Genomic DNA, 24990 nt, shown 5'->3' with positions numbered 1-24990 from the left:
GCCGGGGCTCCGCTGTTCGCGTACTCCGCCGTCGCTCGCGAAGTCCCCCTGCCCAAAGGGCCCCTCGCCCCGGTACACGCGAAGGAACGGAGACCGGCGACCCGCACGGCGCGCCAGGCCGGCCGTGATCGCGCGAAGGGCTTCCCGTGGAGGGATCTCGTCGGGGTCGACCGACCCGCCGAGGAGCGGTTCCGCCGCATCCGGACCGCCATCGACGCACATCAGGTGCGGCGCGCGGAGTGGGCATCTCATTGCGTTCAGTTAGGTTTCCCTATATATATGCCTGAAGAGGTTGGACCTCTGGACGTCTGGCGAAGGGAACGACGTGGTCATCCGTGAGAATCTCGCGGCCAAGGTGGCGGCCGAGCTGCGCGTCTTCATCGCGGACGACCTTCAGCCGGGTGCGCAGCTCCCCTCGGAGAAGGACCTGGCCGAGCGCTGGGGCGTGAGCCGCACCACCCTGCGTGAGGCGCTCTGGCTGCTGTGGAGTGAGGGCCTGCTGGTCAGGCGGTGGGGTGTGGGCACGTTCGTGGCCGACAGCTCCGAGCCGGTCGTGATCGGCTCCAGCTCGATCATCCCGATCCGGGACGCGATCCGCTCGGCCGGGCACGAGCCGACGGTGTCCCACGGCCGGGTCGAGCAGGTCGGTGCCGACGCCGAGGTCGCCCAGGCCCTCGCACTGGACGGGGTGGCCACCGTGTGGCGGGTCGACCGGGTCTTCGACGTGGACGAGACCCCGGCGGTCTTCCTGCGCGACCACGTGCCCGCCCGGCTCAACGGGCGCGAGCTCGACCTCACCCCGCTGACCGATGTGAACGTCGACCTGCTGACCCTGCTGTCGGGGATGGGACGGACCCGGGTCATCCGGATGGAGGTCCAGATGGAGGCCGCGGGAGCGAGCGGCGAGATCGCCACCCTGTTGAAGGTGGCTCCCGGCACTCCCCTGCTCCGTGCCGTGCAGTCCAGCTACAGCGAAACGGGGCACCCGGTGATCTTCAGCGACATTCACTACCGGACGGACACGGTCCGGCTGAGATTCATCCGTACGGCGCGCACCTGACCGCCCCCTCGCTCTTCACGATTCACCTTCAAGATGCACGGAGTCCTCATGTCCACGAGGCGTTTTCACCCGTTTTCAGTAGCTATCGGAGCTATCGCACTGTTCGCCCTCGCGGCCTGCGGCAGTAGCGCCACCCCCACCACCGACGGCGGCACCGGGACGAGCACGGCGCCGGCGACGGTCCGCATCGCCACGAACAACTTCCTGCTCGGCACCCAGATGTGGGTGGCCCAGGAGAAGGGCTACTTCGCCGAGGAGAAGATCCAGGTGGAGTCGCAGATGTACCAGGAGGGCATCGACGGGGTGAAGGCCGTCGTCGCCGGCCAGGCCGATCTCGCGCCGGCGCTGGACTTCGCCGCGCTGAGCGCCGCCTCCGACAGGCTGCGGATCCTGGGCGCGATCGCCTCGCCGGCGCCGGGCTTCCACAAGCTGGCCGTGACGAAGGGGATCTCCGACGCCAAGGACCTCCTCGGCAAGCGCATCGGTTACGTCGACGGCACCCTGGAGTCGTACGTGACCATGAAGTACCTGGAGCAGCAGGGCATCGCGCAGGGCGACGTCAAGCTCATGTCCATGCCCGGCCTGTTCGAGATCGTCGGCGCGCTGAAGACCGGACAGCTCGACGCGGCCTGGATCTGGGCGAACGGCGTCGAGCAGGCGACCGCCGACCCCAACATCACGATCATGACCGACGACAAGTCGGTGCGCCAGGTGCAGTCGATCTTCCTGGTCGGCGGGACCGACTTCGTGGCCAAGAACCCCGCCGCGGTCGAGGGCGTGCTGCGGGCGTACCGGAAGGCCACCGACCTGGTCACCGCCGACCCGGCCGAGGCCGCGCGGATCGTCGCGGCGGGCACCAAGGGTGACGTCAAGGCACTGGAGACCGGCATCCCCGGCCAGGGCTACGGGCTCGGGCTCAGCAAGGGCCAGATGGAGCAGCTGGTCAACCTGCAGAAGTACCTGGTCGGCCTCGGCAAGCTCACCGGCGTCACCGACGTCTCGCAGATCGTGGACCTGACCGCCATGCGGGCCGTGGCGGGCGAAAAGGTCGAGGTCGGGAATTGACCGGCGCTGAGCGGAACGAGGCGGTCTCGTTCCGCGACATCGGCATCGACTTCACCGGGGGCCGGGGGGACTGGGTCCTGCGGCATCTGGACCTGACCGTCGAGGCCGGCGAGTTCTTCGTGATCGTCGGTCCCAGCGGATGCGGCAAGTCGACGTTGCTCCGCCTGATCGCGGGCATCGCCGACGCGACGGAGGGCGACGTCCGCACGCCCGAGGGACCGGTCACCCGGCCCGGGGCGGACCGGGCGATGATCTTCCAGAACGTCGACGTGCCGCTGATGGAGTGGCTCACCGCCAAGCAGAACGTCGAGTTCGGCCTGCGCATGCAGGGCCGTCCCCGCGCGGAGCGTTCGGCCGTCGCCGACGACTTCCTGCGCAAGGTCGGGCTGCAGAACGCCGCGGGCAAGTACCCGCACGAGCTGTCCGGCGGCATGAAGCAGCGCGTGCAGATCGCCCGGGTGCTGGCGGTCTCGCCGGGGATCGTGCTGATGGACGAGCCCTTCGCCGCCCTGGACGCCCAGACCAGGAAACTCCTCCAGCACGAGGTGTCGCGCCTGTGGCGGGAGGAGGTACGGACGGTGATCTACGTGACCCACGACATCCGCGAGGCCGTGCTGCTCGGCCAGCGCATCGCGGTGATGTCCGCGCCGCCCCAGGCGGGGATCAAGAGCATGTACCAGGTCGACCTGCCCTACCCGCGCGACGAGTTCTCCCCCGGATTCGTCGAGCTGGCCCGTCAGGTCGAGATCGACATCGAGGAGGAGGTGAACAAGCTGTGGGCCGACTCCGCCGTTCCTCGTTCTACTCGGTAGCCGCCGTGGTGGCGTTCGTCGTCCTGTGGCAGCTCGCGACGCTCGGCACCGACCCGACGCTGTTCCCGCCGCCCACCACGGTGGCCGACGCCGCGATCGAGCTGGTCTCGAACGGCACGCTCGGCAGTGCGATCCTGGTCAGCCTGCAGCGGGTCTTCCTGGGCTGGATCCTCGGATCGGTGATCGCGATCCCGCTCGGCATCCTCGCCGGGACCTCGCGGATCGCCAGGGCCGTCGTCGACCCGTTCATTCACTTCTTCCGGTTCGTCCCGGCACTCGCACTGGTGTCGGTCTTCATTCTCTGGTTCGGCATCGGGGAGGCGTCGAAGGTCAACCTCGTCGCCTACTCGGCGGCGTTCATCGTGATGGTGAACACCGCCAGCGGTGCGGCCTCGGTGCATGCCGACAAGCTCAACGCGGCGCGCAGCATGGGCGCGGGCAGGGTCACCCTGCTGCGGGCCGTGGTGTTCCCCGCCACCGTCCCGCACATCTTCACCGGTATGCGGCTGGCGCTCGCCAACGCGTTCCTGGTGATCGTGGCGGCCGAGGCCCTCGCGACGCAGAACGGCATCGGCTTCCTCATCTGGAACGCGCGCACCTACTTCAGAACCGACCAGATCTTCGTCGGCATCCTGTGCTTCGGAATCCTCGGCTTCATCGTCGACCGGCTCTGGAAGCGCATCGGGTCGACGTTCCTGCGCCGTTACCTCTTCTCCGCGGGCGGCTACTGATGTCACGACCAGGAGGACCGGTGCGTCCCAATGTCCTCGTCGTCTTCCTCGACGACCACGCCTCGTGGGCGCTGGGCTGTTACGGCAACTCGGAGGTGCAGACCCCGACGCTGGACTACCTGGCCGCCACCGGTGTGCGGATGGAGAACTCCTTCACCCCCACCCCGGTCTGCTCCCCCGGGCGCGCGGCCTTCCTGACCGGGAGGCTCTCCTCGCAGCACGGGGTGCACGACTACCTCAACGTGTGGGACCCGGAGGTGGACCGGCGCAACTGGATCGCCGACGAGCTGACCCTGCCGGAGATCCTGCGTGATCACGGGTACACCACCGGGCTGGCCGGCAAGTGGCACCTGGGCAGGTCGTTCGAGCGCGCCCCCGGCTTCGACTTCTGGTACGAGCTCGCCGACGAGCACGCGAACAAGGAGCACCTCGACAGCCCGTGGGAGCACTCCCCGGCTTTCCGCGGCGGCTACAACCGGCACGCCGTCACCGAGCGGGCGATCGACTTCCTCCGCGCCCGGGACGAGGAGAAGCCCTTCTTCCTGCACGTCGGCTACGTCAGCACGCACAGCCCGTGGGAGGGCCGCCCGGAGCGGTACGTCTCCCGCTACCGCCGGTGCGACTTCGACGACATTCCCGACGACGCCACCTACCCGTTCGGGCGGATGGCCTCGGAATCCCTGATGCCCTCCCGCCGGGACCGCCGGGAGACGCTGGCCCAGTACTACGCCTCGGCGACCGAGGTGGACGAGCAGGTCGGCCGGCTCGTCGACGAGCTGGAGACCCAGGGCCTGCGCGAGAACACGCTGGTCGTCTACACCTCCGATCACGGCCTGAACATGGGTCACCACGGCATCTGGGGCAAGGGAAACGGCACCAAGCCGTACAACATGGTGGAGGAATCCATCCGGGTGCCGCTCATCCTGAACCAGCCGGGCGCGCTGCTCGGCGACCAGTCCAGGTCCGAGATGGTCACCCACTGCGACCTGTTCCGCACCATCCTCGACCACACCGGCGTCGCGCTGCCCGCCGAGACACTGGCCGAGCGCAACTATCCGGGCCGCAGCTTCGCGTCGCTGCTGGGCGGGGGGCATGTGGCCGGGTGGCCCGAGGAGGTGTACGGCGAGTACGGGAACCTGCGGATGATCCGCACCCGGACCCACAAGCTCACCCTGCGCCCCCCGGACGGCCCCGCCGAGCTGATCGACCTGGTCGCCGATCCGCGCGAGACGGTCAATCTCTACGCCGACCCCCGGCACGCGGATCTCGTCGCCGACCTGACCGGGCGGGTGGAGAGGTACTTCGGCCGGTACGAGGACCCGGTGAACTCCGGACTCCGGGTCGCCGAGCTTCCCCAGCACAACATGGAAGAGGTCTGGCGTTTCCCGGACACCGACAGCATCTGGTGGGAATGATCTCTCTCCCGCCGGATGCCGTCGAGGGGTGGTCCCGCCTGCCCGGGGCCACCCCCCTGGCCTCATCGATCGAGACACCGCGGGGAGGAACGCGATGAGCGGACCCTGTTGCGCGCCCGGCCGTGGCGGGGACGAGGACGGTCGCGACCGGCGGCCGGCGGCCGTCGCCGCCGCGTCCCGGCGGCCGAGCGGGCTCATCCGGCTGGACGGCGGCTCGTTCCGGATGGGGACCGAGGACGGCGAGGGGTTTCCCGCCGACGGGGAGGGGCCGATCAGGACCGTGACGGTGCGGCCCTTCCTGCTGGCACGCACCGCGGTGACCAACGCGCAGTTCGCGGCGTTCGTGAAGACGACCGGGTACGTCACGGACGCCGAGCGGTTCGACTGGTCCTACGTCTTCCACCTGCTGGTCGCGCCGGACCTCCGGAGGCGGGCGCCCTCCCCGTCCGAGACTCCCTGGTGGCTGGTGATCGAGGGCGCCAGCTGGCAGGCGCCCCGGGGTCCCGGCAGCACGATCAACGGCCGGCAGGAGCACCCGGTGGTGCACGTCTCCTGGCGGGACGCGACGGCCTACTGCGCCTGGGCGGGCGGCCGGCTGCCGACCGAGGCCGAGTGGGAGTACGCCGCCCGGGGTGGCCTGGACCAGGCACGGTACCCGTGGGGCGACGAACTGACCCCGCGCGGGCAGCACCGCTGCAACATCTGGCAGGGCCGCTTCCCCACGCACAACACCGGAGCGGACGGCCATCTCGGCACCGCGCCGGTGAAGTCGTACCGGCCCAACGGCTACGGCCTGCACAACATGGTCGGCAACGCCTGGGAGTGGTGCGCGGACTGGTTCGGCACCGACCATCTCTCCCGGCCGCTTGAGGATCCTCGCGGACCCGGGACCGGGACCTCGCGGGTGATACGGGGCGGCTCCTACCTGTGCCACGACTCCTACTGCAACCGCTACCGGGTCGCCGCCCGGAGCTCCAACACCCCGGACAGCAGCTCGGGCAACACCGGCTTCCGCCTCGCCGCCGACCTGTCGTCGCCCGGCCCGTACCCCCGGCCGAACGGCCCCGATGCCCGCGGATGACCGGGAACGCCCGGGGCGACCACCCGGCGAGAGTCCTTCCAACACCTTATGGTCCGCTTATGAGCCGAGGTCAGCGGGCCTCACATCGCCCGCCGTCAGACGGGGACCTCGGTAAAGATTTCCACCCCGATAGCGCAATGTATTGACGCGATCACCACACCAAAGCATAATTCCCCTCATGCATGCACAAACTTCCACAGAAGCGGGCAGTCGTGCTGCCCGCTGAGCGGCATGCGCGCATCGGGGAGGCACTGCGGATCTCCCGCGTCGTCAGCACCGACGGCCTCGCGCACGAGCTCGGCGTGTCGGCGGAGACGATCCGCCGTGACTTCGTGGCGCTTGAGCGCCTGGGGAAGCTGTCGCGTGTGCACGGGGGCGCGACCATCATGCTCGGGCAGGCCGCCGGCGAGGAGGCTCCCTTCGCCGAACGCACCGGGACCGCCGCGGACGCCAAGACGCGCATCGGCCGTGCCGCCGCCGGGCTGGTGCACCCCGGCCAGACCGTGGTGATCGACGTGGGAACCACCGCCGTCCAGGTCGCCCGCGCCCTGCCACTCGACTTCAGCGGGACCGTGGCCACGTGTTCCCTGCTGGTCGCGGCGGAACTCTCCGAGCGGCCCGGCATCGAGGTCCTCGTCTGCGGGGGCAGGCTGCGCGGCGGAGACCTCGCGCTCTCGAACTCGGTGGCCCAGGCGTTCTTCGCGGACCTGAACCCGGACGTCGCCTTCCTCGGGTCGGGCGGCGTCGACGCCGCGGCCGGCCTGACCGACTACTACCTGGACGAGATCGCGGTCCGGAAGATCATCCTCAGGAACGCCACGCGTTCGTACGTACTCGCAGACTCAAGCAAGTTCGGCCTGGTCGCCCGGCACCGGGTCGCCGAGCTGGGCGAGCTCGGCGGTCTCATCACCGAGGCGGAGCCACCCTCCGGCATCCAGGACGCGATCACCCGCGGGGACGGGGTGATCGTGCTCTCTTGAACGTTCCCGACCGTCGAAGGAGCCGGGTGGCGCGGCAACGCCACCCGGCTCGGACCAGCACGCCGATGCACCATCTGACAGGAAACACAGGAGTTGTAGGTCCATGACCCAGTATTCACCACCAGCGCCGGGCAATCAGGAGAGCGGCGCAAGTGTCGAGGAATTCGGTTACAAGCAGGCGATGAAGCGGGGCACTGGGCGTTTCGCCTCGTTCGCCGTGGCATTCGCCTTCGTCTCGATCGCCACCGGCATTTTCACCACCTACGGCTCGGTGCTGAACACCTCGGGCCCCGCGGGTATCTGGACCTGGCCGCTCGTGATCGTCGGCCAGCTCGCCGTCGCCTTCATCTTCGGCTCGCTGGCCGCCCGTATCCCGGTGACCGGCTACTCCTACCAGTGGATGTCCCGGCTGGCCAACCCCGTGCTCGGCTGGATCATCGGCTGGGTCTCGTTCTCGTTCCTCGGTGTCGTGGTCGTGGCGGTGGACTACACCATCGCCTCCACCGTGATGCCCGTGCTGCTGAGCTACGAGGGCACCGCACTGAACGCCTGGGTGATCACCGGTGTGGTCATCCTGTGCCAGGCGCTGCTGGTCGGGCTCTCCACCAAGTGGACCGAGCGGGTCAACAACTTCGCCGTGACGGCGGAGCTGATCGGCATGATCGCCCTCGTCCTGCTGCTGCTGATCGTGGGATTCGTCGCCAAGGAAGTCAACTTCGCCAACCTGTTCAGCACCGGCGCCGTCCCGTCCGAGGGCTACCTCAGCCTGGGCACCCTCACCTCGGCCGGTCCGTGGATGCTCGGCTTCCTGCTCGGCGCGTTCACCATCGTCGGTTTCGAGTCGGCGGCCAACCTCGCCGAGGAGACCAAGGACCCGGCCCGGGTCGTCCCCCGCGCCATGTGGCAGGCGGTTCTCGCCTCCGGTGTGCTCGGCTTCCTGTTCCTCATCGCCGTCACCCTGCTCGCCGGCGACCCGGTCGAGCTGGCCAAGTCGGGAACCCCGGTCGCGGACGTGATCAGCCGGTCGCTCGGCCCCGTCGTGGGTACGGCGCTGCTCGTGCTGGTGGTCATCGCGATCTTCGCCTGCGGCATGGTGATCCTGATGACCGGTGTGCGGCTGGTCTGGGCGATGTCCCGCGACCGGCGCTTCCCCGGCTGGCAGGGCCTGCACAAGGTCTCCCCGCGCTTCGGCACCCCGCTGAACGCCACCATCTTCATGTTCGTCATCGGCGAGCTGATCCTGGCGGTCTTCTCCACCCGGACCGACGCCCTCTTCGGCCTGTTCGCCGCCGCCACCCTGTTGCCGGCGATCATCTACACCGGCACCGTCATCCTGTACGTGGTCAAGCGGAAGTCGCTGCCGCCGAGCAAGGGGTTCGCCCTGGGCCGCTGGGAGATCCCGGTGATCGTCGTCGCGCTGATCTGGCTCGTGTTCGAGCTGCTGCTCTTCCGTGACTCCTCGTTCCTGGAGTCGTGGGTCTACGTGCTCCTCATGCTCGCCCTCGGCGCCGTGTACTTCGCCTACCTGCTGTTCACCCGGGGCACCAAGGGGCTGGTGATGCCGGACATGCACTCCATCGACGCGGAGCTGACCGTCGACGCCTCGGGTACGACCAAGGGCAAGCACGTGGAGGGGACTCAGCGACGGTGACCACCGTACTGGCGATAGATCAGGGAACATCCGGCACCAAGGCGATCGTCGTCGACGCCCGCGGTGAGGTGCTCGGCCTCGCCGAGCTCCCGGTCCGCCCCACCTACCTGCCCGGAGGCGGGGTCGAGCAGAACCCCCGGGAGCTGCTCGACTCGGTGCTCAATGCCGGCCGCCAGGCCGTCGCGCGGGCCGGGGTGCGGATCGACGCCGTCACGCTGGCGAACCAGGGCGAGACCGTCCTGGCGTGGGACCCCGCCACGGGGGAACCGCTCTCGGCCGCCATCGTGTGGCAGGACCGCCGCTCGGAGAGCATCTGCGCGGAGTTGGAGGAGTTCAAGGACCGGATCGCCGCGACCACCGGGCTGATCCTGGACCCGTACTTCTCCGCCCCAAAGATGGCCTGGCTACGCCGGAACGTGACGGGGGAGGGGGTGGTCACCACCTCCGACTCCTGGATCATCCACCATCTGACCGGGGAGTTCGTCACGGACGTCGCCACGGCCAGCCGGTCGCTGGTCACCCGGCTCGACGACGGCGACTGGGACCCGGAGCTGCTGGAGCTGTTCGGGCTCGGCACCGAGCGCCTGCCGCGCATCGTCTCCTGTGACGAGGTGGTCGGCCGCACCTCCGCGTTCGGCGGGAACGTCCCCGTCGGCGGACTCGTGGTCGACCAGCAGGCCGCCCTGCTCGCCGAGAACTGCCTCAACGCCGGAGAGGCCAAGTGCACCTTCGGCACCGGTGCGTTCCTGCTGGCCAACACCGGCACCTCCGCCGTGCGCTCCACCGCCCATCTGGCCGCCTCGGTCGCCTGGCGGGTCCGGGGGGAGACCTCGTACTGCTTCGACGGCCAGGTCTACACGGCCGCCTCCGCCGTACGGTGGATCCAGGATCTCGGCTTCATCCGCAGCGCCGCGGACCTGGACGTGGTCGCGGCGGCGGACGCCGAGGGGGTGCTGTGCGTGCCGGCGCTGGCCGGCCTGGCGGCCCCCTGGTGGCGTCCCGACGCCAAGGCCTCGTTCTCCGGGCTGACCCTCTCCACCGGTTCCGGGCACCTCGTGCTCGCCGTGCTGCAGGGGATCGCGGCGCAGGTCGCCGAACTCGGCGATCTCGTCGCCGCCGACCTCGGGCAGCCGCTGACCCGGCTGCGGGTGGACGGCGGGCTCACCCGGAGCGCGGTCCTCATGCAGGCGGTCGCCGACCTGATGCGGATCCCGATCGACGTCTACCCCTCCCAGCACGCCACCCCGATGGGGGCGGTGGCGCTGGCCCGCGCCTCGCTCGACCCGTCGCTCTCCCTCGCGGACGCGATCGACCCGTGGGAGCCCAGCACGACCTACGAACCCCGATGGTCCGCCGATCAGGCGGCCGACTTCCGCTCCCGCTGGGCGGAGGCGGTACACGCCACCCTGGCGCGGGAGGGAACACGATGAACACCACGTTCGACGTGGCGGTGATCGGTGCCGGCATCGTCGGCTCGGCCATCGCCAGGAAGCTGGCCGGCTACGAGCTGAGCGTCGCGCTGCTCGACGCCAGGAACGACGTCGGTGACGGCACGAGCAAGGCGAACACCGCCATCCTGCACACCGGTTTCGACGCCAAGCCAGGCACCCTCGAATCCCGCCTGGTCGGTGAGGGGTACCACCTGCTGTCGGAGTACGCCGAGCTGACCGGCATCCCGGTCGAGCACACCGGCGCGCTGCTGGTGGCCTGGACCGCCGAGGAGCTCGACGCGCTGCCGGGCCTGCGCCGGAAGGCGGAGCAGAACGGGTACGGCAAGACGGAGATCGTCGGCCCCGAGGAGGTGTACCGGCACCTTCCCCACCTGGGGGAAGGCGCCCTGGGCGGCCTGACCGTTCCGGACGAGTCGATCATCTGCACCTGGACCACCAACCTCGCCCTGGCCACGGACGCGGTCGGCCGCGGCGTGACGCTGCTGCTGAACCGGGCGGTCACCTCGGTCGAGGACCTCGGCGACCGCACGGTGCTGCGCGCCTCCGGCGGGGACGTGTCCGCCCGCTGGGTGGTCAACGCGGCCGGGCTCGGCGCCGACGTCGTCGACCGGCTGTTCGGCCACGACCGGTTCACGGTCACGCCGCGCCGCGGCGAGCTGCTGGTCTACGACAAGCTCGCCCGCCCGATGGTCAACAAGATCATTCTGCCGGTGCCCAGCTCGCGCGGCAAGGGCGTGCTGATCAGCCCCACCGTCTACGGCAACGTGCTGCTCGGCCCCACCGCCGAGGACCTCGTCGACCGCACCGACACCGGGACCTCGGAGAAGGGACTGGAGTTCCTGCTGGGCAAGGGCGAGAAGCTGATGCCCGACCTGCTGCGTGAGGAGGTCACCGCGACCTACGCGGGCCTGCGCGCGGCGAGCGACCACCCCGACTACCTCATCGAGGCCGACGCCGGGCGGCGCTACGTGCTGGTCGGCGGGATCCGCTCGACCGGCCTGACCGCCGGCATCGCCATCGCCGAACACGTCGCCGGCCTCGTCCGCGACGCCGGGCTGGCGCTCGTACCACGGGAGAACCTGCCGGAGCCGCCCCGCATGCCCAACCTCGGGGAGGCGTTCACCCGCCCGTACCAGGACGCCGCCCGGATCGCCGCCGACCCCGCCTACGGCAAGGTGGTCTGCTTCTGCGAGCGGGTGACCGCCGGCGAGGTCCGCGACACCTTCCGGTCACCGATCCCACCGGCCACCCTGGAGGGGCTGCGCCGTCGCACCCGGGCGATGAACGGGCGCTGCCAGGGGTTCTTCTGCGGCGCCGAGGTCAAGAAGCTGCTGGAGAGCAGGGGCGAGAGCACCTGCGAGCAGCGCCACGCACCGCTGGAGGCCGGCCGATGACATCAGGTGACATCACCACCCTCACCCCGGCCGTCGTCATCATCGGCGCCGGCCCCTCCGGGCTGAGCGCCGCCCGTGAACTCGCGCCGAGGATCAACGGTGACGTCCTCGTCCTCGACCGGGAGAGCACGGCCGGAGGCATCCCCCGGCACAGCGACCATCCCGGCTACGGGATCAGGGACATGTGGCGCTTCATGAGCGGTCCCGCCTACGCCAGGAGGCTCGTCCGGCAGGCCGAGGCCGCCGGTGCGAAGATCCTGACGAACGCCACCGTGACGAACTGGGCCGGTGACCGGACGATCGAGGCCACCACCCCGCAGGGTCGCGTCCGGGTCGAGGCGCGGGCCGTCATCCTGGCGACCGGTGCCCGGGAACGCCCCCGACCGGCCCGGCTCATCCCCGGAGACCGCGCCCACGGCGTCTACACCACCGGGCACCTGCAGAATCTCGTCCACCTGCAGCACGGGAAGGTCGGGAAGAGAGCCGTCGTCGTCGGCGCCGAGCTGGTCAGCTGGTCGGCCGCGCTGACCCTGCGCGAGGCCGGTTGCCGGACCGTCCTGATGACCACCGAGTATCCCCGGCCGGACTCCTACTCGCTGTTCAGCATCCCCGGCCGGATCCTCTTCCGTACCAGGGTCGCCACCCGTACCCGGGTGACGAGGGTCATCGGCCGCCCGGAACTGCGGGCCGTCGAGATCGAGGACCTCGACACCGGCGCCAGGCGGGTCGTCGAGTGCGACACGCTCGTCCTCACCGGCGACTGGATCCCCGACCACGAGCTGGTACGCGCGGCGGGAATCGCCATGGACCCCGGCACGAACGGCCCGCTGGTCGACAACGCGCTACGTACCGACAGGCCGGGCGTGTTCGCCGTGGGCAACCTGCTCCACCCGGTCGACACCGCAGACATCGCGGCGATCGACGGCGCCCATGTCGCGCGCTCCGTCCTCGCCTGGTTGCGCGGCAGGAGCGCACCGGCCGAACAGGTGCGGCTCATCGCCGACGCGCCCTTCCGCTGGGTGGCACCAGAGATCTTCCGCCCGAAGGATCGGGCCCCGGCCCGTCACCGCCTGCTGCTGTGGAGCGACCGCTACATCCCGTTCCCCCGGATCGTTCTCCGGCAGGAGGGGAGGGTCGTCGCACGGAAGCGGCTGTGGTGGCCGGCGGCCCCCGGCCGGGTGTTCCGCGTCCCGACGAGCGTCCTCGCCGCGGTCAGGCCGGACGCCGGTCCGGTGCACATCGGCGTGGAGACCTGACACCTCCCCGGCGAGCGGCCCCGACCATGCCGGTCGGGGCCACTCGCGGGTACGCGGTGGGGCTGTCCCGCCCCGGCGGAGGACTCAGCCGGATGGATGCGGTGTTCACCGTTACCGCAGAACGGCGCCGCCTGTCCCTGCGATCCTCTGTCGGCGATCGACTCCAGACAGGGCTGGTTTCGCGGGACGCCACGCCATGCACCACAGAGTGCATTTGAAACACTACATAAAGTCGCGTTTATCGTATTTGGCATGTTTCGTACATCGCCATCTCCCTGGGCCGTCCTGACCTCGCGTCCTTTCGGTGATGCATCAGGGAGACACGCATGGGTCCATTTCATCTGGCCATCCGCCCCGTGCACGACTACTCCGACGACCACACCGTGGTCGAGATCGGTGGCGAGGTGGACCTGGCCACCGCGTCCCCCTGCACGCCTACCTCGCCCGGCTCATCGACGACGCCACCGGCCAACTGATCCTCGACCTCAGTGCCGTCACCTTCTTGGACGCCCGTGGCCTGAGCGCTCTCATCGCGATCAAAGGCCACGCGAACACCGCCATGATCCCTCTCCGTCTCGCCGCACTTCCGCCCCTCGTCCAGCGGCTTTTGCGCCTGACCCGTTTGGAGTCCTCCTTCACCATCGTCGAAGGCCCGGGACCACCAACCGGCCGCTTGAACGTCGCCGCCTACGACGAGGCGGAGGTGAGCAGCTCGGCCACGACCGCGTCCTGGTTGATCACCTGGCGGGCCACGGCCGACAGTCGCTGGTTGTGGTTGCGGGCATAAGCGCGCAGCAGGGCGAACGCCTCAGCGATGGGAATCTGGCCGCGCTCAGCGAGCGTGCCGCTGGCCTGTTCGATGACGATGCGACTGTTGAGAGCGTGTTGCAACTGCTCGGTGACGAGCTGATGCTGGCGCAGGGTGCGCTCATGGGTGATGCCGATGGTGGCCACGTCCGCCAGCGCCTGGGCCAGGGAGGCATGGTCGAGGGAGGCGGCCTTGGTGGTGGCGCTGAACAGGTTCATCGCTCCCAGTACCTGGTCGCGCAGCCGCAGCGGGAAGGCCTGGACCGCGGCGAAGCCGGCCCGGTGAGCCTCTGCCGCGAAACGCGGCCACTGCTGCGGGTGGGCGGCCAGGTCCGAGCAGGTCACCGGCTGCCCGCTGTAGTAGCAGTCCAGGCAGGGACCCTCCTCGTCCTGCAGCTGGAACAGCTCCAGCAGGCGGGCCTGTTCGGTGGAGGCCGCCACCAGGGTCAAAGATCCGCGTGGGTCGGCCAGCAGGATGCCGGCGGCGTCGACGTCGAGGAGATCCACGCAGCGCTCAGCCAGCGTCTGCAGGAAGTCGATGACGTCGAAGCCGACCACCAGCGTGTCGGCCAGCTCCACGAACGTCTGCGCTGTCCGTCGGTTGAGCACTGTCTTCACCTTCATCTCAAGATTCATGCCCGTATCCGGCGGTTCATCATCCGCGCTCACTTCACACCGATCCTGGTTCGCATCAGTCCGCCTCGTCTCGGTCTGGCCCGAATCGCAGCCGTCGCGCCACCACGTCGCGGGCCACCTCCAGCAGGCTGCGCTCATCGGCGAAGGCGTGGGCGCGTAACCGGACGAACGCGGCGCTCAGGTCGGTGCCGGACTGGATCGCGACCATGCCGGTGGCCTGGTGCACCTGCGCCCAGCGCTCCGCTGTCCCCCACCGTAGTTCCTTCGGCTCGCCGGCGGCGGCGTCGGGGGATGCCAGTTGCCGCACCTGCACCAGCAGCGCCGCATCGGCGAACACCAGCGCGTCGGCCGCCTGTTGCGGCGTCAGCCACCCCTCCTCGGTGCGGCTGATCTCCAGCACGCCGACCGAGATCGCCCCCAGCAGCAGCGGGAAGGCGAAGATCGCCCGAACGCCTGCCTGCACGGCGGCCGGGGCGAACATCGGCCAGCGCCGCCGCGTGCCGTCCTCGGCCAGGTCGCCGACCAGCACGGGCCGGTCTCCGGTGAGCGCGTCACGCCCCGGGCCCTCGCCCAGCGTGACCTGCAGGTCCATCAGCCGGTAGGCGCCACCGCTCGCGCACACCGGTTCATAACCCATGAGCCGGTCGCTAAGGGCCACGCTCACCCCTTGGGCGCGCAGCGTCCGCGCGCAGATCAGGCACACCGCCTCGATGGAGACCGGTGCTCCCCCAGCGCGGGCGTGGTCGTTGATCGCCGCCCACACCGCCGCCGAGCGTTGCCTGTCCATCAACCTCCCCCGTCTACGGCACCGGTATCCGCGGCGACCAGGAGCGGGTGACCTTCGCCGACGTCGGGCCGCACCTGGCCCGAGCCCGCGGGGGGCGCCCGGTTCCCTCCGGGCACCGCGTCCCAGCCGGGTACCGCGTCCCAGCCGGTGAGCGCCAGCAGGCGGCGTACCACCGCCGAGGCCGCCACCACCCGGATCACACCCGCGCCGCCGCCATCCGCATCGAGGCAAGCGCTGACCAGCACGCGCAGGCCGCTCACATCGATGAAACCCAGCCCACTCAGATCGATGTGAAAGGAGCCCTCACCGCGAGCCGCCCGATGAGCCGCCGACGCCAGCGCCGCCGTCACAGCGGGCACGCCGCTACGATCCAGCTCTCCCTCCAGCCGCATTCCCGACGGATGAATCGTGGAGATGATGCGTAATATCCCAGATGACCCACCGTTGTAGGCCGGTACGCAGGTGATACTGTCCATGCCGCATCCTCCAGAGGCTCGCCGGAAAGACAAGCCGCGAGGTCAAGACGGCACAACATCAGCGCAGATAGAACACCGCAGGCTCGGGTGGCCTACCGGCGAAAGACATCGTGCCCTCAGGCTACTCGTCGGCGCGGTGCCTGACCACCGCCACCACGACGCTCTACTCCCGGCTGGGGCGCGGTTACCGCTCGCCGACGGTCAGGCGGGCAAGAGCGGGTAGTCATCCGGCGGCGTCCGCATGAAGGGCTTGAGAGCCGATCACCGCCGACCTGGCCGCCGTGCGGCAACGGATCCACCGCCACGCGACAGGGGCGGGACCGACCTGAAGGCGGCTGGAGGACCTGCTGCTCGCCGCCGGCGACGGGTGCGGGACGCCGAGGTGACCGGCCGGTGGGCCACATACAGAATGTCGGTCATGGAAGCCCGAATCGCGATAGCCCCGTCTCCGGAGGCGGGGGCGGCCTACGACCGCCCCAACTCCCCCGGCCTCGACCACCTGCGTCTCGCGGTCGAGGAGGCCGTGTCCGGCGGCGGTGGCGTCAATGTCCCGCTCGCCGAGGCGGACGGCCTGGTGTGGCTCATCCCCGGTGAGCCGGAACTGCTCCGCTCGACGTTGGAGGCCCACCCCCGGATCGGCTGGGTGCAGTTCCCCTGGGCGGGGGTGGAGAGATTCACCGCGTCCGGCGTGCTCGACCGCCCCGTGGTCTTCAGCTGCGCCAAGGGGGCGTTCGCCGGGCAGGTCGGCGAGCACGCGCTCATGCTGATACTGGCCTGCCTGCGCAACCTCGCCCGGCAGGCGCGCATCCCCCGCTGGTGCCCGGCCGATCCCAGGTCCCTGAACGGCCGGCGGGTGACGATCCTCGGCGGCGGCGGTATAGCGGGCGAGCTCATCCGGCTGCTGCGGCCGTTCGAGTGCCGGATCCGGGTGATCCGCCGCCGGGCGGAGCGCATCGAGGGTACCGAGGAGACGCTGCCGCCCGAGGCCCTGCCCGCGGTGCTTCCGGAGACCGACATCCTGGTGCTGGCCCTCGCCCTGACGCCGGAGACGACCCACGTCATCGGCGCCACCGAACTGGCCCTGCTGCCGGCGCACGCCGTCGTCGTCAACGTCGCCCGCGGCGCGCACATCCAGACCGACGCGCTCGTCGAGGCCCTCCGCGCCGGGGCGATCTCCGCCGCCGGGCTGGACGTGACGGACCCGGAACCGCTCCCCGAGGGGCACCCGCTCTGGGCCGAGGACAGGGTGCTCATCACCTCGCACTGCGCCGACTCCGCCGAGTACGTCACCCGGATGGTCTGCGAGCGGGTCGAGCGGAACGTGCGCAACCTGCGGGCGGGTCTCCCGCTGGAGGGGGTCATCGATCCCGCCGCGGGATACTGACCGGATGCCGACGGGCTCCGCGAGCGGCTGCTGCTGCGGACGCTCCGCGAGGCCCGTACCGCGGCGACGCTGAGGGGCCACCCCGGCATCGTCACCGTCTACGACGTGGTCGAGGAGGACGGCCGCCCGTGGATCGTCATGGAGCCGGTCGAGGGACCGTCCATGGCCGAGGTGCTCAGGGCGGAGGGGCGGCTGGCCGAGACCAGGGTCGCGGAGATCGGGCTGCGGGTGATCTCCGCGTTGGCCGCGGCGGTCTCGGGATGTTCTGGTTCTTCGCACCCGCCGGGCAGTGGGCACGTCGACACGTTCGTGGCGACCTTCCGGCTCGACTAGTGGGGCGTCACCGCGCCTTCCCTGGACCGAGACACCTGCTCCCCCCGAAGATCTCCCGGTCGACGTTCGGTGTGGGGCCACCAGATGGTCGATCCCGAGGCGTGGCCGCAAAGACAGGGCGAGGATGTCCACGCTCGGTTTTCGACGACCGGGGCAGCCCACTCTCGCGGTACTGCGGGCCCTGCCCGGCCTCACCTCCGAAGCCCGCCGGCCGCGCTGCGGATTCAGGCCGGGCAGGTGCCGCCGTCGCGCCAAGGACCTCCACCGGCGGCATGCTCCGTCTGCGATCGGCTGCCGTCTCAGTGGTCCGGACGACCGGGCGACGAAGGCGCGTCAGGCTCGGACACCATGCCGGTGAAGAGGAGCAGCCACGCCCGTTGAGCGGTCTCGCGCCGTTCGGCCGCCGGTATCCTGGCCAGGAGCGCCGCGATCATACCCACGGCCGTGACCAGATCCTCGATGGTGACGTACTCGCGTACGTGGCCGGCCTCCCGCGCCCTGACCAGCGGGTCCCGCAGCGACCTGGCCACCCGGTCGCGCACATGGGCGATGCGCGGGTCGGCCGGGGCGCCGACCATACCGACGAACGCGATCGAGGCGATGGCCTGCTCGGTCATCAGCGCCAGCATCTCGCCGAGGGTGGTGCCGGGCTTGGCGGCGAGCGCCTCCAACTCCTTGACGCCCTCTTCGAAGACGGCCAGCGCGAGGCTGGCGCGGTCGGGGAAGTGCCGGTACAGGCTGCCCTGGCCGACACCGGCCGTACGCGCGATCGAGGTGAGCGGCGCGTCGTATCCGTCGGTGGCGAACAACTCGCGAGCTGCCGCGATCAGTGCCGCGCGGTTCTCCGCCGCCGCGCTGGGACCTCTGTTGGGCCGCCGTGTGTGGGACATGTCGACTACGGTAGCAACCGGACTATATTGTCCGGATTTTACCGTCAGGATGCTGCTTTCGTTCGACACGCGCCCACGGCAGAGGCTACGGTGAGAACCGGACGATGCAGTCCGGTTGTTGTGGCCATATCTCCACCACGACACCAAACCCGTATCCCGGGTGCGCCGTCGTCGTTGCTTCGAATCGAAAGGACGCGCGTGAACACGAACATCACCACCGCCCCCGCAGGATCGAGGGACACGCCGGCTGCGACGCGGCCGGCACCTGGTCGTCGGGCCGGATCACCCGGGGTGGGCGACGTTGACCCATCCTGAGGACATCCTGATCGTGGGCGCTGCGGCGGGCGGCCTGGCCGTGGCGGAGGCGTTGCGGCGCAAGGACTACCGTGGCCGGCTGATCGTCGTGGGCGCGGAACGGCACCCTCCCTATGATCGGCCGCCCTTGTCGAAGCAGGTGCTGGCGGGCGTGTGGGAGGGCGAAAGGACGCACCTGCGTTCGCAGGACGATCTCGCCAAGCTGGGGGTGGAGTTCCTACTCGGCGATCCGGCGACCGGCCTGGACGCCACCGCCCGCGAGGTGCGGACCGCCTCCGGGCGCGTGCTGCGCGCGCAGACCGTGGTCCTGGCCACCGGTCTGGCCGCCCTCCGGCTCCCCGGCCAGGATGATCTGACGGGCGTGCACGTCCTGCGCACCCTCGACGACGCCCTCGCCCTGCGCCGGAACCTGACCGCGATCGACAGGCTCGTCGTCGTCGGCGAGGGCGTCCTGGGCGCGGAGATCGCCGCCACCGCCCGCGGTATGGGACTCGACGTCACGCTGGCCGGCCTCGGCCACACCGTCATGGCCGACCAGCTCGGCGACCTCGTCGGCAGGACGCTCACGCTGCTGCACGCCGACCGCGGCGTCCGGCTCCGGCTCGGCATCGCCGCGCAGGCTCTCACCGGTGCGGACGGCAGGGTCACCGGTGTGCGGCTGGCCTCCGGCGAATGGCTGCCCGCGGAGGCGGTCGTGGTGGCGGTCGGCTCCCGTCCCGACCTCGGCTGGCTTGACGGCAGCGGGCTGGCGCTCGGCGACGGGGTCGAATGCGACTCGCACTGCCGCGCCGCCGAAGGCGTCTACGCGGTCGGTGACATGGCCTCCTGGCACCATGAGGGGCTGGGCAGGCGGCTGCGCCTGGAGAACCGCACCAACGCCGTCGAGCAGGCACAGATCGTGGCGGCCAACATCCTCGGTGAGAACCGCCCGTACGTTCCCATCCCCTACTTCTGGACCGATCAGTACGATGTCAAGATCCAAGTCCACGGTGTCCCCACCCGCGACGCCCAGGTGGACGTGATCGAAGGCGCGCCGGAAGAGAGCCGGTTCGTCGCCCGCTACAGCGTCGGCGGACAGGTCACCGGAGTGCTCGGCTGGAACATGGCCAAGGCCGCCCGCCTGCACCGCCAGAACCTGATCGGAACCTTCACGTCGGCGTGAGCGTCCGCAGCCCGGATGCCGAACCGCGGCCTCCGGCCGACCAGAACGGTCACCCGGCGCACCCGACCTCCTGCAACTGACAGCGAAACACGTTTTCGAGGAGAAACCGAATGAGCCAGCACGAGCAGGTCCTGAACTACCCGATCCCGAACGACGCGGCGCTGGAGCCGCCGGCGGAGTGGGCCGAGCTGCGCAGCAAGTGCCCGGTGGCCCACGTCACGCTGCCCAGTGGTGACCAGGCGACGCTGCTGACCCGCTACGACGACGTCAAGGAGGTACTGGCCGACCCGCGCTTCACCCGCCAGCTCAGCGCGCCCGACGCGGCCCGGCTGTCGGCCGAGGGCGGCGGGGTGTTCAGCAGCGACCTGGCGCAGATCATCCCCGACGGCGGGGAGGAGCACCAGCACTGGCGGCGCCTGGTCAGCAGATGGTTCACCGCCAAGCGCATGAACGCGCTGCGGCCGTCGATGGCGAAGACCGCCGAGGAACTGATCGACGACATGGTCAAGCGCGGCGTCCCCGGCGACCTCAAGGCCGACCTGGGCTTCCCGCTGCCGGTGTACGTCATCTGCGACATGCTCGGCGTCCCGGCCGCCGACCGGGACCGGTTCTCGTACTGGTCCGACACCATGCTCAACCTCACCCGCTACACGCAGGCGGAGATCGAGGCCTCCCAGCTTGAGTTCTTCCAGTACATGTCCGGCCACGTCGCCGCCAAGCGCGCCGCGCCCGACGACGACCTGCTGAGCGGGCTGATCGCGGCCGGCACCCCCGAGGAGGGCGGCCTGTCGGACCTCCAGATCCAGGTCACCGGCATCGCGCTGCTGGTCGCCGGTCACGAGACCACCGCCAACATGATCGGCAAGATGGTCGCCATGCTGCTGGCCGATCGCAGCCGGTGGGAGCGGCTGCTGGCCGACCCGTCGCTGATCCGCACCACGGTGGAGGAGTCGCTGCGCCTCGATGCCAACTCCGGCTTCGGCCTGCCCCGCTACCTGCGCGAGGAGACCGAGGTCAGCGGCACCCACCTGCCCAAGGGCACCACCGTGGTGTGCAGCATGGCCGCCGCCAACCGCGACGAGAGCGCCTTCGAGGCCGCCGACCAGATGGACATGACCCGCAGCCCGAACCCGCACCTGTCCTTCGGCGCCGGCGCCCACTCCTGCCTCGGCCAGGCGCTGGCCCGTACCGAGTTGCAGGTCGTCCTGGAGGTGCTGCTGCGCAAGCTGCCCACCCTGGATCTGGCCGTGCCCGTGGCGGAGCTGGAGCGGGTGGAGGGGCTGGCCGTGGGCGGCCTGCGCACGCTTCCCGTCCGCTGGTGACGCCCGAACGACAAGGAGGAGCCCCGAGATGAAAGTCACCGTCGACGAGGTCAAGTGCTGCGGCGCCGGCCAGTGCGTGCTGATCGCACCGGAGGTGTTCGACCAGCGCGATGACGACGGCATCGTCATCCTGCTGGAGTCCGAGCCAGGCGAGGACCAGTACAGCCTGGTCCGCGAGGCGGCCGCCGTCTGCCCCGCCCTCGCCATCGAGATAGCCGAGTAGGCGTAAGCGTTCCGGTGACCGGGTGGCGCGACGCGTCATCGCGGGATCATCCGGTCCGGTGAGAAATCCGAGTTCGCCGGGCCGGAGGTCCTCGCGGAGCGGCAAGGTGAGGCGTGCGGTGGGGCGACGCCGGGGCCTCTGTTCGCGCGGGCGTCGCCGGTGCCGACGCCGTTTCACCTCCCTGCTTCGAGGAACGAGACGCTAGCCCGCGCCGATCACCTGCGCGGCGCCGAGGTAGCCGGCCAGCAGGCTCTCGGCGAGCGCCCGCACCGTGTCGTCTCCGGGCAGGAAGTACGGGCTGTGCAGTCCCGCCTCCGTGTCGGTGCCCACGAACAGCATCAGCGACGGCACGACCGACGCGAAGTGGGCGAAGTCATCGGCGCCGCAGGAGCGCAGCGTGGCGGGCATGTGGTGGGCGGCGTCGACGAGGATGCAGCCGGTCTCCTCGGCGAGGCGGGCGTCGTTGACGAGCACCGGATCCCCGTAGGTGATCCGCATCTCCGCCTCGCAGCCGTAGGCGCGGGCGACGCCCTCGGCGAGCTCGTGGAAACGCTGGTGCAAATGCCGGCGCCAGGACTCCGACATCGTACGGATGGTGCCGCGGGCGGCGGCCTGCCCTGGAATCGCGTTCGGAGCGCTGCCCGCCGCCACGGTCCCGAAGGTGACCACCGTCGGCGTCATCGGGTCGGCGTCGCGGCTGACCAGTTGCTGGGCGGCCACGATGACCTGGGCGAGTGCCAGGATCGGGTCGCGGGCCAGGTGGGGATAGGCCGCGTGCCCGCCCTGCCCCTTGACGATGATGGTGAACTGGTCCGCGGAGGCGTTGACCGCGCCGGGGGTGCAGGCCGTCTGACCGGCGGCGAGCACCGGCTGGACGTGCGCCGCGATCATGGCGCCGATCAGGTTCCGCTGGAGCGCGCCCGACTCGACGATGTCACGGGCGCCGGAGGGGGGGCCCTCCTCGCGAGGCTGCAGCACCGCGACCATCGGCGCCGGCGCCTTCACGTGGTCGATCGCCCTGGTCAGCGCGACCAGGGCGGCGAGGTGGATGTCATGGCCGCAGGCGTGCATGGCACCGTTCTGCGAGGCCCAGGGCACTCCCGTCTCCTCGGGGATCGGCAGGGCGTCCAGCTCTCCGCGCACCCCGACGGCCAGGCCGTCGCCGCCGACCCGGAGGAGCGCGCCGGTCCCGGCCACCCGCTCCATCGCGCTGCCCTCGGGCAGCGCGTCCAGCACCCGTTTGAGGGTCGGCTCCTCCTGGCCGGACAGGCACGGCTCGGCGTGCAGTTCCCGCCGCAGCCGGTAGGCGGCGGGCAGCTCGGCGTGGAGCGCGTCGCGGAGCCGCGCGCCGATCTCGCTCACGCTCTCCCCCCGGGACCGTGGGGGCGGTCACCCCTCATGCGCCCTCCCCGCCGAGCGCGCGGGCCACGGCCGGGCCGATGCCCCCGCTCACGCCGTTGACCACGGCGAGCCTGCCGGAAGGGTGCGAATCCATCAAATACTCCTCTGTGGTCGACAGCCCGGCCATCGGGCATGACAAGGCTCGTCATACCCCCCTGAACCCCCTGAACCACTCGAAACGCCGGTAGGTGCCCGGCGATTCGGGTGGGCACGGCTCAGCGCCGGCACCGCCGCGGCTCATCCTGTGAGGCGAGGATCCCTGGGCGGGCCACCGACCGCCTCACCGTCCGCACCGCCTGTCACGACACCGCCTGTCACGCCCCCCGCACGCCCGGCCCGGATGCCGTACGCGAGGGTGACCGCGACGATGGCGAGTGGGAAGGCGGTGGCGACGAGGATGCCGGTGCGCAGACCCGAACCGCCGTCGTCGGGGAGCACGGCCGACAGATCACCCAGAAGCCCGGTGGCCGCGGCGGAGGCGTCCGCGGCGGCTCCGGCGATCCAGGGGCCGGCCGCGCCGCCGGCGTCGCCGAAGACGGCCAGCACGCCGAACATGGCCGCGCCGCCGAGGGGGAAGCGGGCGGCGGCGAGGCTGAAGGTCCCCGGCCACAGCAGGCTGACGGCCAGGCCGCACACCGCGCAGCCGACGAGGCTGACCACCGGGTCGGCGGACAGGCAGGCCACCAGATAACAGACCGCCGCCAGCGCGCCGCACGAGGTCATCGCGGGTACCAGCGGGATCCGCTCGCCCCACAGTCCGTAGACGATGCGGCCGATGCCCATCAGGACCGCGAACAGGCACGGGCCCGCCAGGTCACCCCAGACCTTCGAGACCCCCAGCCCCTCCTCCGCGAAGAGGGAGGACCACTGCGACATGGTCAGCTCGGCCGCGCCGGCGCAGAGCATCAGCACGACGGCCGCGGCGAAGGCGGGGGCGCGGAAGAGTTCCCGCAGTGCGGTGCGGTGCTCGTCGGGGATGGTCGCGGGCAGCGGCACCCTCAGGAAGGCCACCATGTTGACCAGCGGGACGAGTGCCCAGGCGACGGGCAGGACCTGCCAGGCGCCCTGGCCGATCCAGGCCAGCAGCAGGGTGCTGCCCGCCACCACCGCGACCTGTCCCCAGCAGTAGAAGGAGTGCAGCAGGCTCATCGCCGCGGCCTTGCCCTCCTGCGGGCTGGGCAGCGCGTCCACCACGGGGCTGACGAGCACCTCCAGCAGACCGCCGCCGACGGCGTAGACGACGATGGCGGCACACAGTCCCAGGTACGGGGAGGGGGACAGCTCCGGGACCACCGCCAGCGACACCAGGCCCAGCGCCGACAGGACATGGGCCAGCACCAGCGGGATGCGGTAACCGGTCCGGTCCACGAACTTCACGGCCACGATGTCGGTGACCAGCTGGGTGGCGAAGTTGAGCAGCACCAGCCGGCCGAGCATCTCCAGCGGCAGCTGGTAACGGGTCTGGAAGACGATGAACAGCAGCGGGGCCAGGTTGTTGACGATCGCCTGGGTGACATATCCGGTGTAACAGGCGCGACGAGTGTGGTCGTACGTGGTCATGGGCGATGCGTTTCTCTCCCTGCGGGGCCGACGGTGCAGCCTATGGGGAGATACGCCGAAATTGCGCATCTACCTGCCGGGGTACGGGAACCCGCTCCGCCGGGCGGACCGCCCCCGGCTCGGAAGCGTGCGGCGGCACGCACGGGCGGGTTCGAGGTCGAAGGCTCAGGGCCGCCGTCAGAGCCGCAGGGCCGGGACGCCGGCGGGATGGGGGCGGGCGGGCTCGGGAAGGCCGAGGACGAACCAGACGGTCTTGCCGCCCGAGGGGGAGTACGTGACACCCCAGTCGTCGGCGAGGGCGTCGACGATCTGCAGGCCCCGGCCACCGGTGGCCTCCATGTCATGGGCGCACACGCGGGGCGCACCCGTCCCGGGGTCGAAGAGCTCACCGTGGACCAGGCCCCCGCCACCGCGGATTCGCAGCGCGCACGCGGCACCGCCGTGCTTGACGGCGTTGGTGACCAGTTCGCTGACGACCAGCACGCAGTCGTCTATGAAGTCGTCCGCACCCCACAGGGAGAGCTCCCGGCGAACCATCGAACGGGCATCACGCACGCTGGACGGTGCGGCGGACAGCAGGCACTCGGCCGCGCACTCGGGGACGGCGTCGAGGTACGCCGCGGATGAGTTGTGGTGGAGAGACACTGCGCCTCCTTCTGATGGGAGCGCTCCCACAACAAAGGTAGAACATCCAACCGCATCTGTGAATTGATTTCGCCTTAATTGTTTCCGCCCTATGTCACAAAAGTGAGGAAAATTCACTTCATTGGTCACCGCGCGAGGTCACCGGGCGCCACC

25 protein-coding genes are annotated in these 24990 nt (G+C 70.5%); 18 read left to right on the top strand and 7 right to left on the bottom strand.

What is annotated here, in order from left to right; genetic code table 11:
* Positions 1–325: 325 nt before the first annotated feature.
* From IG98_RS46980 to IG98_RS54865, 13 genes are all read left to right on the top strand, one after another.
* A complete protein-coding gene (locus tag IG98_RS46980; RefSeq protein WP_051752331.1) occupies positions 326–1060 on the top strand; it encodes a GntR family transcriptional regulator in 735 nt (244 codons plus the stop codon).
* A 48-nt stretch (positions 1061–1108) separates the two neighbouring features.
* Positions 1109–2125, top strand: a complete 1017-nt coding sequence (locus IG98_RS0117795; RefSeq protein WP_030913165.1) for an ABC transporter substrate-binding protein — start codon at positions 1109–1111, stop codon at positions 2123–2125.
* Entirely contained in the window at positions 2122–2937 is an 816-nt protein-coding gene (locus tag IG98_RS0117790) for an ABC transporter ATP-binding protein (protein ID WP_051752330.1), read from the top strand. Before IG98_RS0117795 ends, IG98_RS0117790 begins: the two co-directional genes overlap by 4 nt.
* Positions 2901–3668, top strand: coding sequence for an ABC transporter permease (locus tag IG98_RS0117785; RefSeq protein WP_030913160.1), 768 nt, complete (start codon positions 2901–2903; stop codon positions 3666–3668). Before IG98_RS0117790 ends, IG98_RS0117785 begins: the two co-directional genes overlap by 37 nt.
* A 20-nt stretch (positions 3669–3688) precedes the next feature.
* Positions 3689–5083: a sulfatase-like hydrolase/transferase gene (locus IG98_RS0117780; protein WP_051752328.1), complete on the top strand. Its 1395-nt coding sequence runs from the start codon at positions 3689–3691 to the stop codon at positions 5081–5083.
* A 94-nt stretch (positions 5084–5177) separates the two neighbouring features.
* Positions 5178–6164 (top strand): formylglycine-generating enzyme family protein, encoded by a 987-nt coding sequence (locus IG98_RS0117775; RefSeq protein WP_051752326.1) that lies wholly within the window; start codon positions 5178–5180, stop codon positions 6162–6164.
* A gap of 182 nt (positions 6165–6346) precedes the next feature.
* Positions 6347–7144, top strand: a complete 798-nt coding sequence (locus tag IG98_RS0117770) for a DeoR/GlpR family DNA-binding transcription regulator (RefSeq protein WP_245651611.1) — start codon at positions 6347–6349, stop codon at positions 7142–7144.
* 181 nt (positions 7145–7325) lie between these two features.
* Positions 7326–8795: an amino acid permease gene (locus IG98_RS0117765; protein WP_245651610.1), complete on the top strand. Its 1470-nt coding sequence runs from the start codon at positions 7326–7328 to the stop codon at positions 8793–8795.
* Positions 8792–10225 (top strand): FGGY family carbohydrate kinase, encoded by a 1434-nt coding sequence (locus IG98_RS0117760; protein ID WP_030913152.1) that lies wholly within the window; start codon positions 8792–8794, stop codon positions 10223–10225. Before IG98_RS0117765 ends, IG98_RS0117760 begins: the two co-directional genes overlap by 4 nt.
* A complete protein-coding gene (locus tag IG98_RS0117755) occupies positions 10222–11640 on the top strand; it encodes an NAD(P)/FAD-dependent oxidoreductase (RefSeq protein ID WP_030913150.1) in 1419 nt (472 codons plus the stop codon). The genes IG98_RS0117760 and IG98_RS0117755 overlap by 4 nt, the downstream gene beginning before the upstream one ends.
* Positions 11637–12896 carry an NAD(P)/FAD-dependent oxidoreductase gene (locus IG98_RS0117750; protein WP_030913147.1) on the top strand — a complete coding sequence of 420 codons (1260 nt, stop codon included), beginning with the start codon at positions 11637–11639 and terminating at the stop codon, positions 12894–12896. Before IG98_RS0117755 ends, IG98_RS0117750 begins: the two co-directional genes overlap by 4 nt.
* Positions 12897–13222: 326 nt before the next feature.
* Positions 13223–13372 carry a hypothetical protein gene (locus IG98_RS53365; RefSeq protein WP_245651609.1) on the top strand — a complete coding sequence of 50 codons (150 nt, stop codon included), beginning with the start codon at positions 13223–13225 and terminating at the stop codon, positions 13370–13372.
* Complete coding sequence (locus IG98_RS54865; RefSeq protein WP_425428058.1) at positions 13324–13683, top strand: STAS domain-containing protein; 360 nt, start codon at positions 13324–13326, stop codon at positions 13681–13683. The genes IG98_RS53365 and IG98_RS54865 overlap by 49 nt, the downstream gene beginning before the upstream one ends.
* Here IG98_RS54865 and IG98_RS0117740 read toward each other — a convergent pair.
* From IG98_RS0117740 to IG98_RS0117730, 3 genes are all read right to left on the bottom strand, one after another.
* Positions 13584–14312: a GAF and ANTAR domain-containing protein gene (locus IG98_RS0117740; RefSeq protein WP_245651608.1), complete on the bottom strand. Its 729-nt coding sequence runs from the start codon at positions 14310–14312 to the stop codon at positions 13584–13586. The genes IG98_RS54865 and IG98_RS0117740 overlap by 100 nt on opposite strands.
* A gap of 82 nt (positions 14313–14394) precedes the next feature.
* Positions 14395–15126 carry a GAF and ANTAR domain-containing protein gene (locus IG98_RS0117735; RefSeq protein ID WP_030913141.1) on the bottom strand — a complete coding sequence of 244 codons (732 nt, stop codon included), beginning with the start codon at positions 15124–15126 and terminating at the stop codon, positions 14395–14397.
* Positions 15126–15602, bottom strand: a complete 477-nt coding sequence (locus IG98_RS0117730; protein WP_084195428.1) for an STAS domain-containing protein — start codon at positions 15600–15602, stop codon at positions 15126–15128. Before IG98_RS0117730 ends, IG98_RS0117735 begins: the two co-directional genes overlap by 1 nt.
* 418 nt (positions 15603–16020) lie before the next feature.
* Here IG98_RS0117730 and IG98_RS0117725 point away from each other — a divergent pair, with 418 nt between their 5' ends.
* Together IG98_RS0117725 and IG98_RS0117720 are read left to right on the top strand one after the other, a co-directional pair.
* Positions 16021–16986 carry a D-isomer specific 2-hydroxyacid dehydrogenase family protein gene (locus IG98_RS0117725; protein ID WP_169750135.1) on the top strand — a complete coding sequence of 322 codons (966 nt, stop codon included), beginning with the start codon at positions 16021–16023 and terminating at the stop codon, positions 16984–16986.
* A gap of 27 nt (positions 16987–17013) precedes the next feature.
* Positions 17014–17319 carry a protein kinase domain-containing protein gene (locus IG98_RS0117720; RefSeq protein WP_084195426.1) on the top strand — a complete coding sequence of 102 codons (306 nt, stop codon included), beginning with the start codon at positions 17014–17016 and terminating at the stop codon, positions 17317–17319.
* A gap of 299 nt (positions 17320–17618) precedes the next feature.
* Here the strand turns inward: IG98_RS0117720 and IG98_RS0117715 are convergent, their stop codons facing one another.
* Complete coding sequence (locus tag IG98_RS0117715; protein WP_051752321.1) at positions 17619–18209, bottom strand: TetR/AcrR family transcriptional regulator; 591 nt, start codon at positions 18207–18209, stop codon at positions 17619–17621.
* A gap of 301 nt (positions 18210–18510) precedes the next feature.
* Between IG98_RS0117715 and IG98_RS0117710 the strand changes: the two genes are divergently transcribed.
* From IG98_RS0117710 to IG98_RS0117700, 3 genes are all read left to right on the top strand, one after another.
* The gene (locus tag IG98_RS0117710; RefSeq protein WP_030913130.1) at positions 18511–19686 is read left to right on the top strand and encodes an NAD(P)/FAD-dependent oxidoreductase; all 1176 of its coding nucleotides are present in this window, start codon (positions 18511–18513) and stop codon (positions 19684–19686) included.
* Positions 19687–19796: 110 nt separating this feature from the next.
* The gene (locus tag IG98_RS0117705) at positions 19797–21008 is read left to right on the top strand and encodes a cytochrome P450 (RefSeq protein WP_030913128.1); all 1212 of its coding nucleotides are present in this window, start codon (positions 19797–19799) and stop codon (positions 21006–21008) included.
* A 28-nt stretch (positions 21009–21036) separates the two neighbouring features.
* Complete coding sequence (locus IG98_RS0117700; RefSeq protein WP_030913126.1) at positions 21037–21231, top strand: ferredoxin; 195 nt, start codon at positions 21037–21039, stop codon at positions 21229–21231.
* Between the two features lie 201 nt (positions 21232–21432).
* On the opposite strand, the gene IG98_RS0117695 is transcribed toward IG98_RS0117700, so the two are convergent.
* From IG98_RS0117695 to IG98_RS0117680, 3 genes are all read right to left on the bottom strand, one after another.
* Positions 21433–22593 carry a M20 metallopeptidase family protein gene (locus IG98_RS0117695; protein WP_030913123.1) on the bottom strand — a complete coding sequence of 387 codons (1161 nt, stop codon included), beginning with the start codon at positions 22591–22593 and terminating at the stop codon, positions 21433–21435.
* A 276-nt stretch (positions 22594–22869) separates the two neighbouring features.
* Positions 22870–24192, bottom strand: a complete 1323-nt coding sequence (locus tag IG98_RS0117685; protein ID WP_084195425.1) for an MFS transporter — start codon at positions 24190–24192, stop codon at positions 22870–22872.
* 177 nt (positions 24193–24369) lie between these two features.
* On the bottom strand, positions 24370–24837 hold the full coding sequence (locus IG98_RS0117680; protein ID WP_051752319.1) for an ATP-binding protein: 468 nt from the start codon (positions 24835–24837) through the stop codon (positions 24370–24372).
* Positions 24838–24990 lie beyond the last annotated feature (153 nt).

The organism is Streptosporangium amethystogenes, assembly GCF_000721075.1.
GTDB lineage: Bacteria > Actinomycetota > Actinomycetes > Streptosporangiales > Streptosporangiaceae > Streptosporangium > Streptosporangium amethystogenes.
The sequence above is the reverse complement of the archived record's forward strand: the minus strand, read 5'-3'. Positions and strand labels throughout refer to the sequence as shown.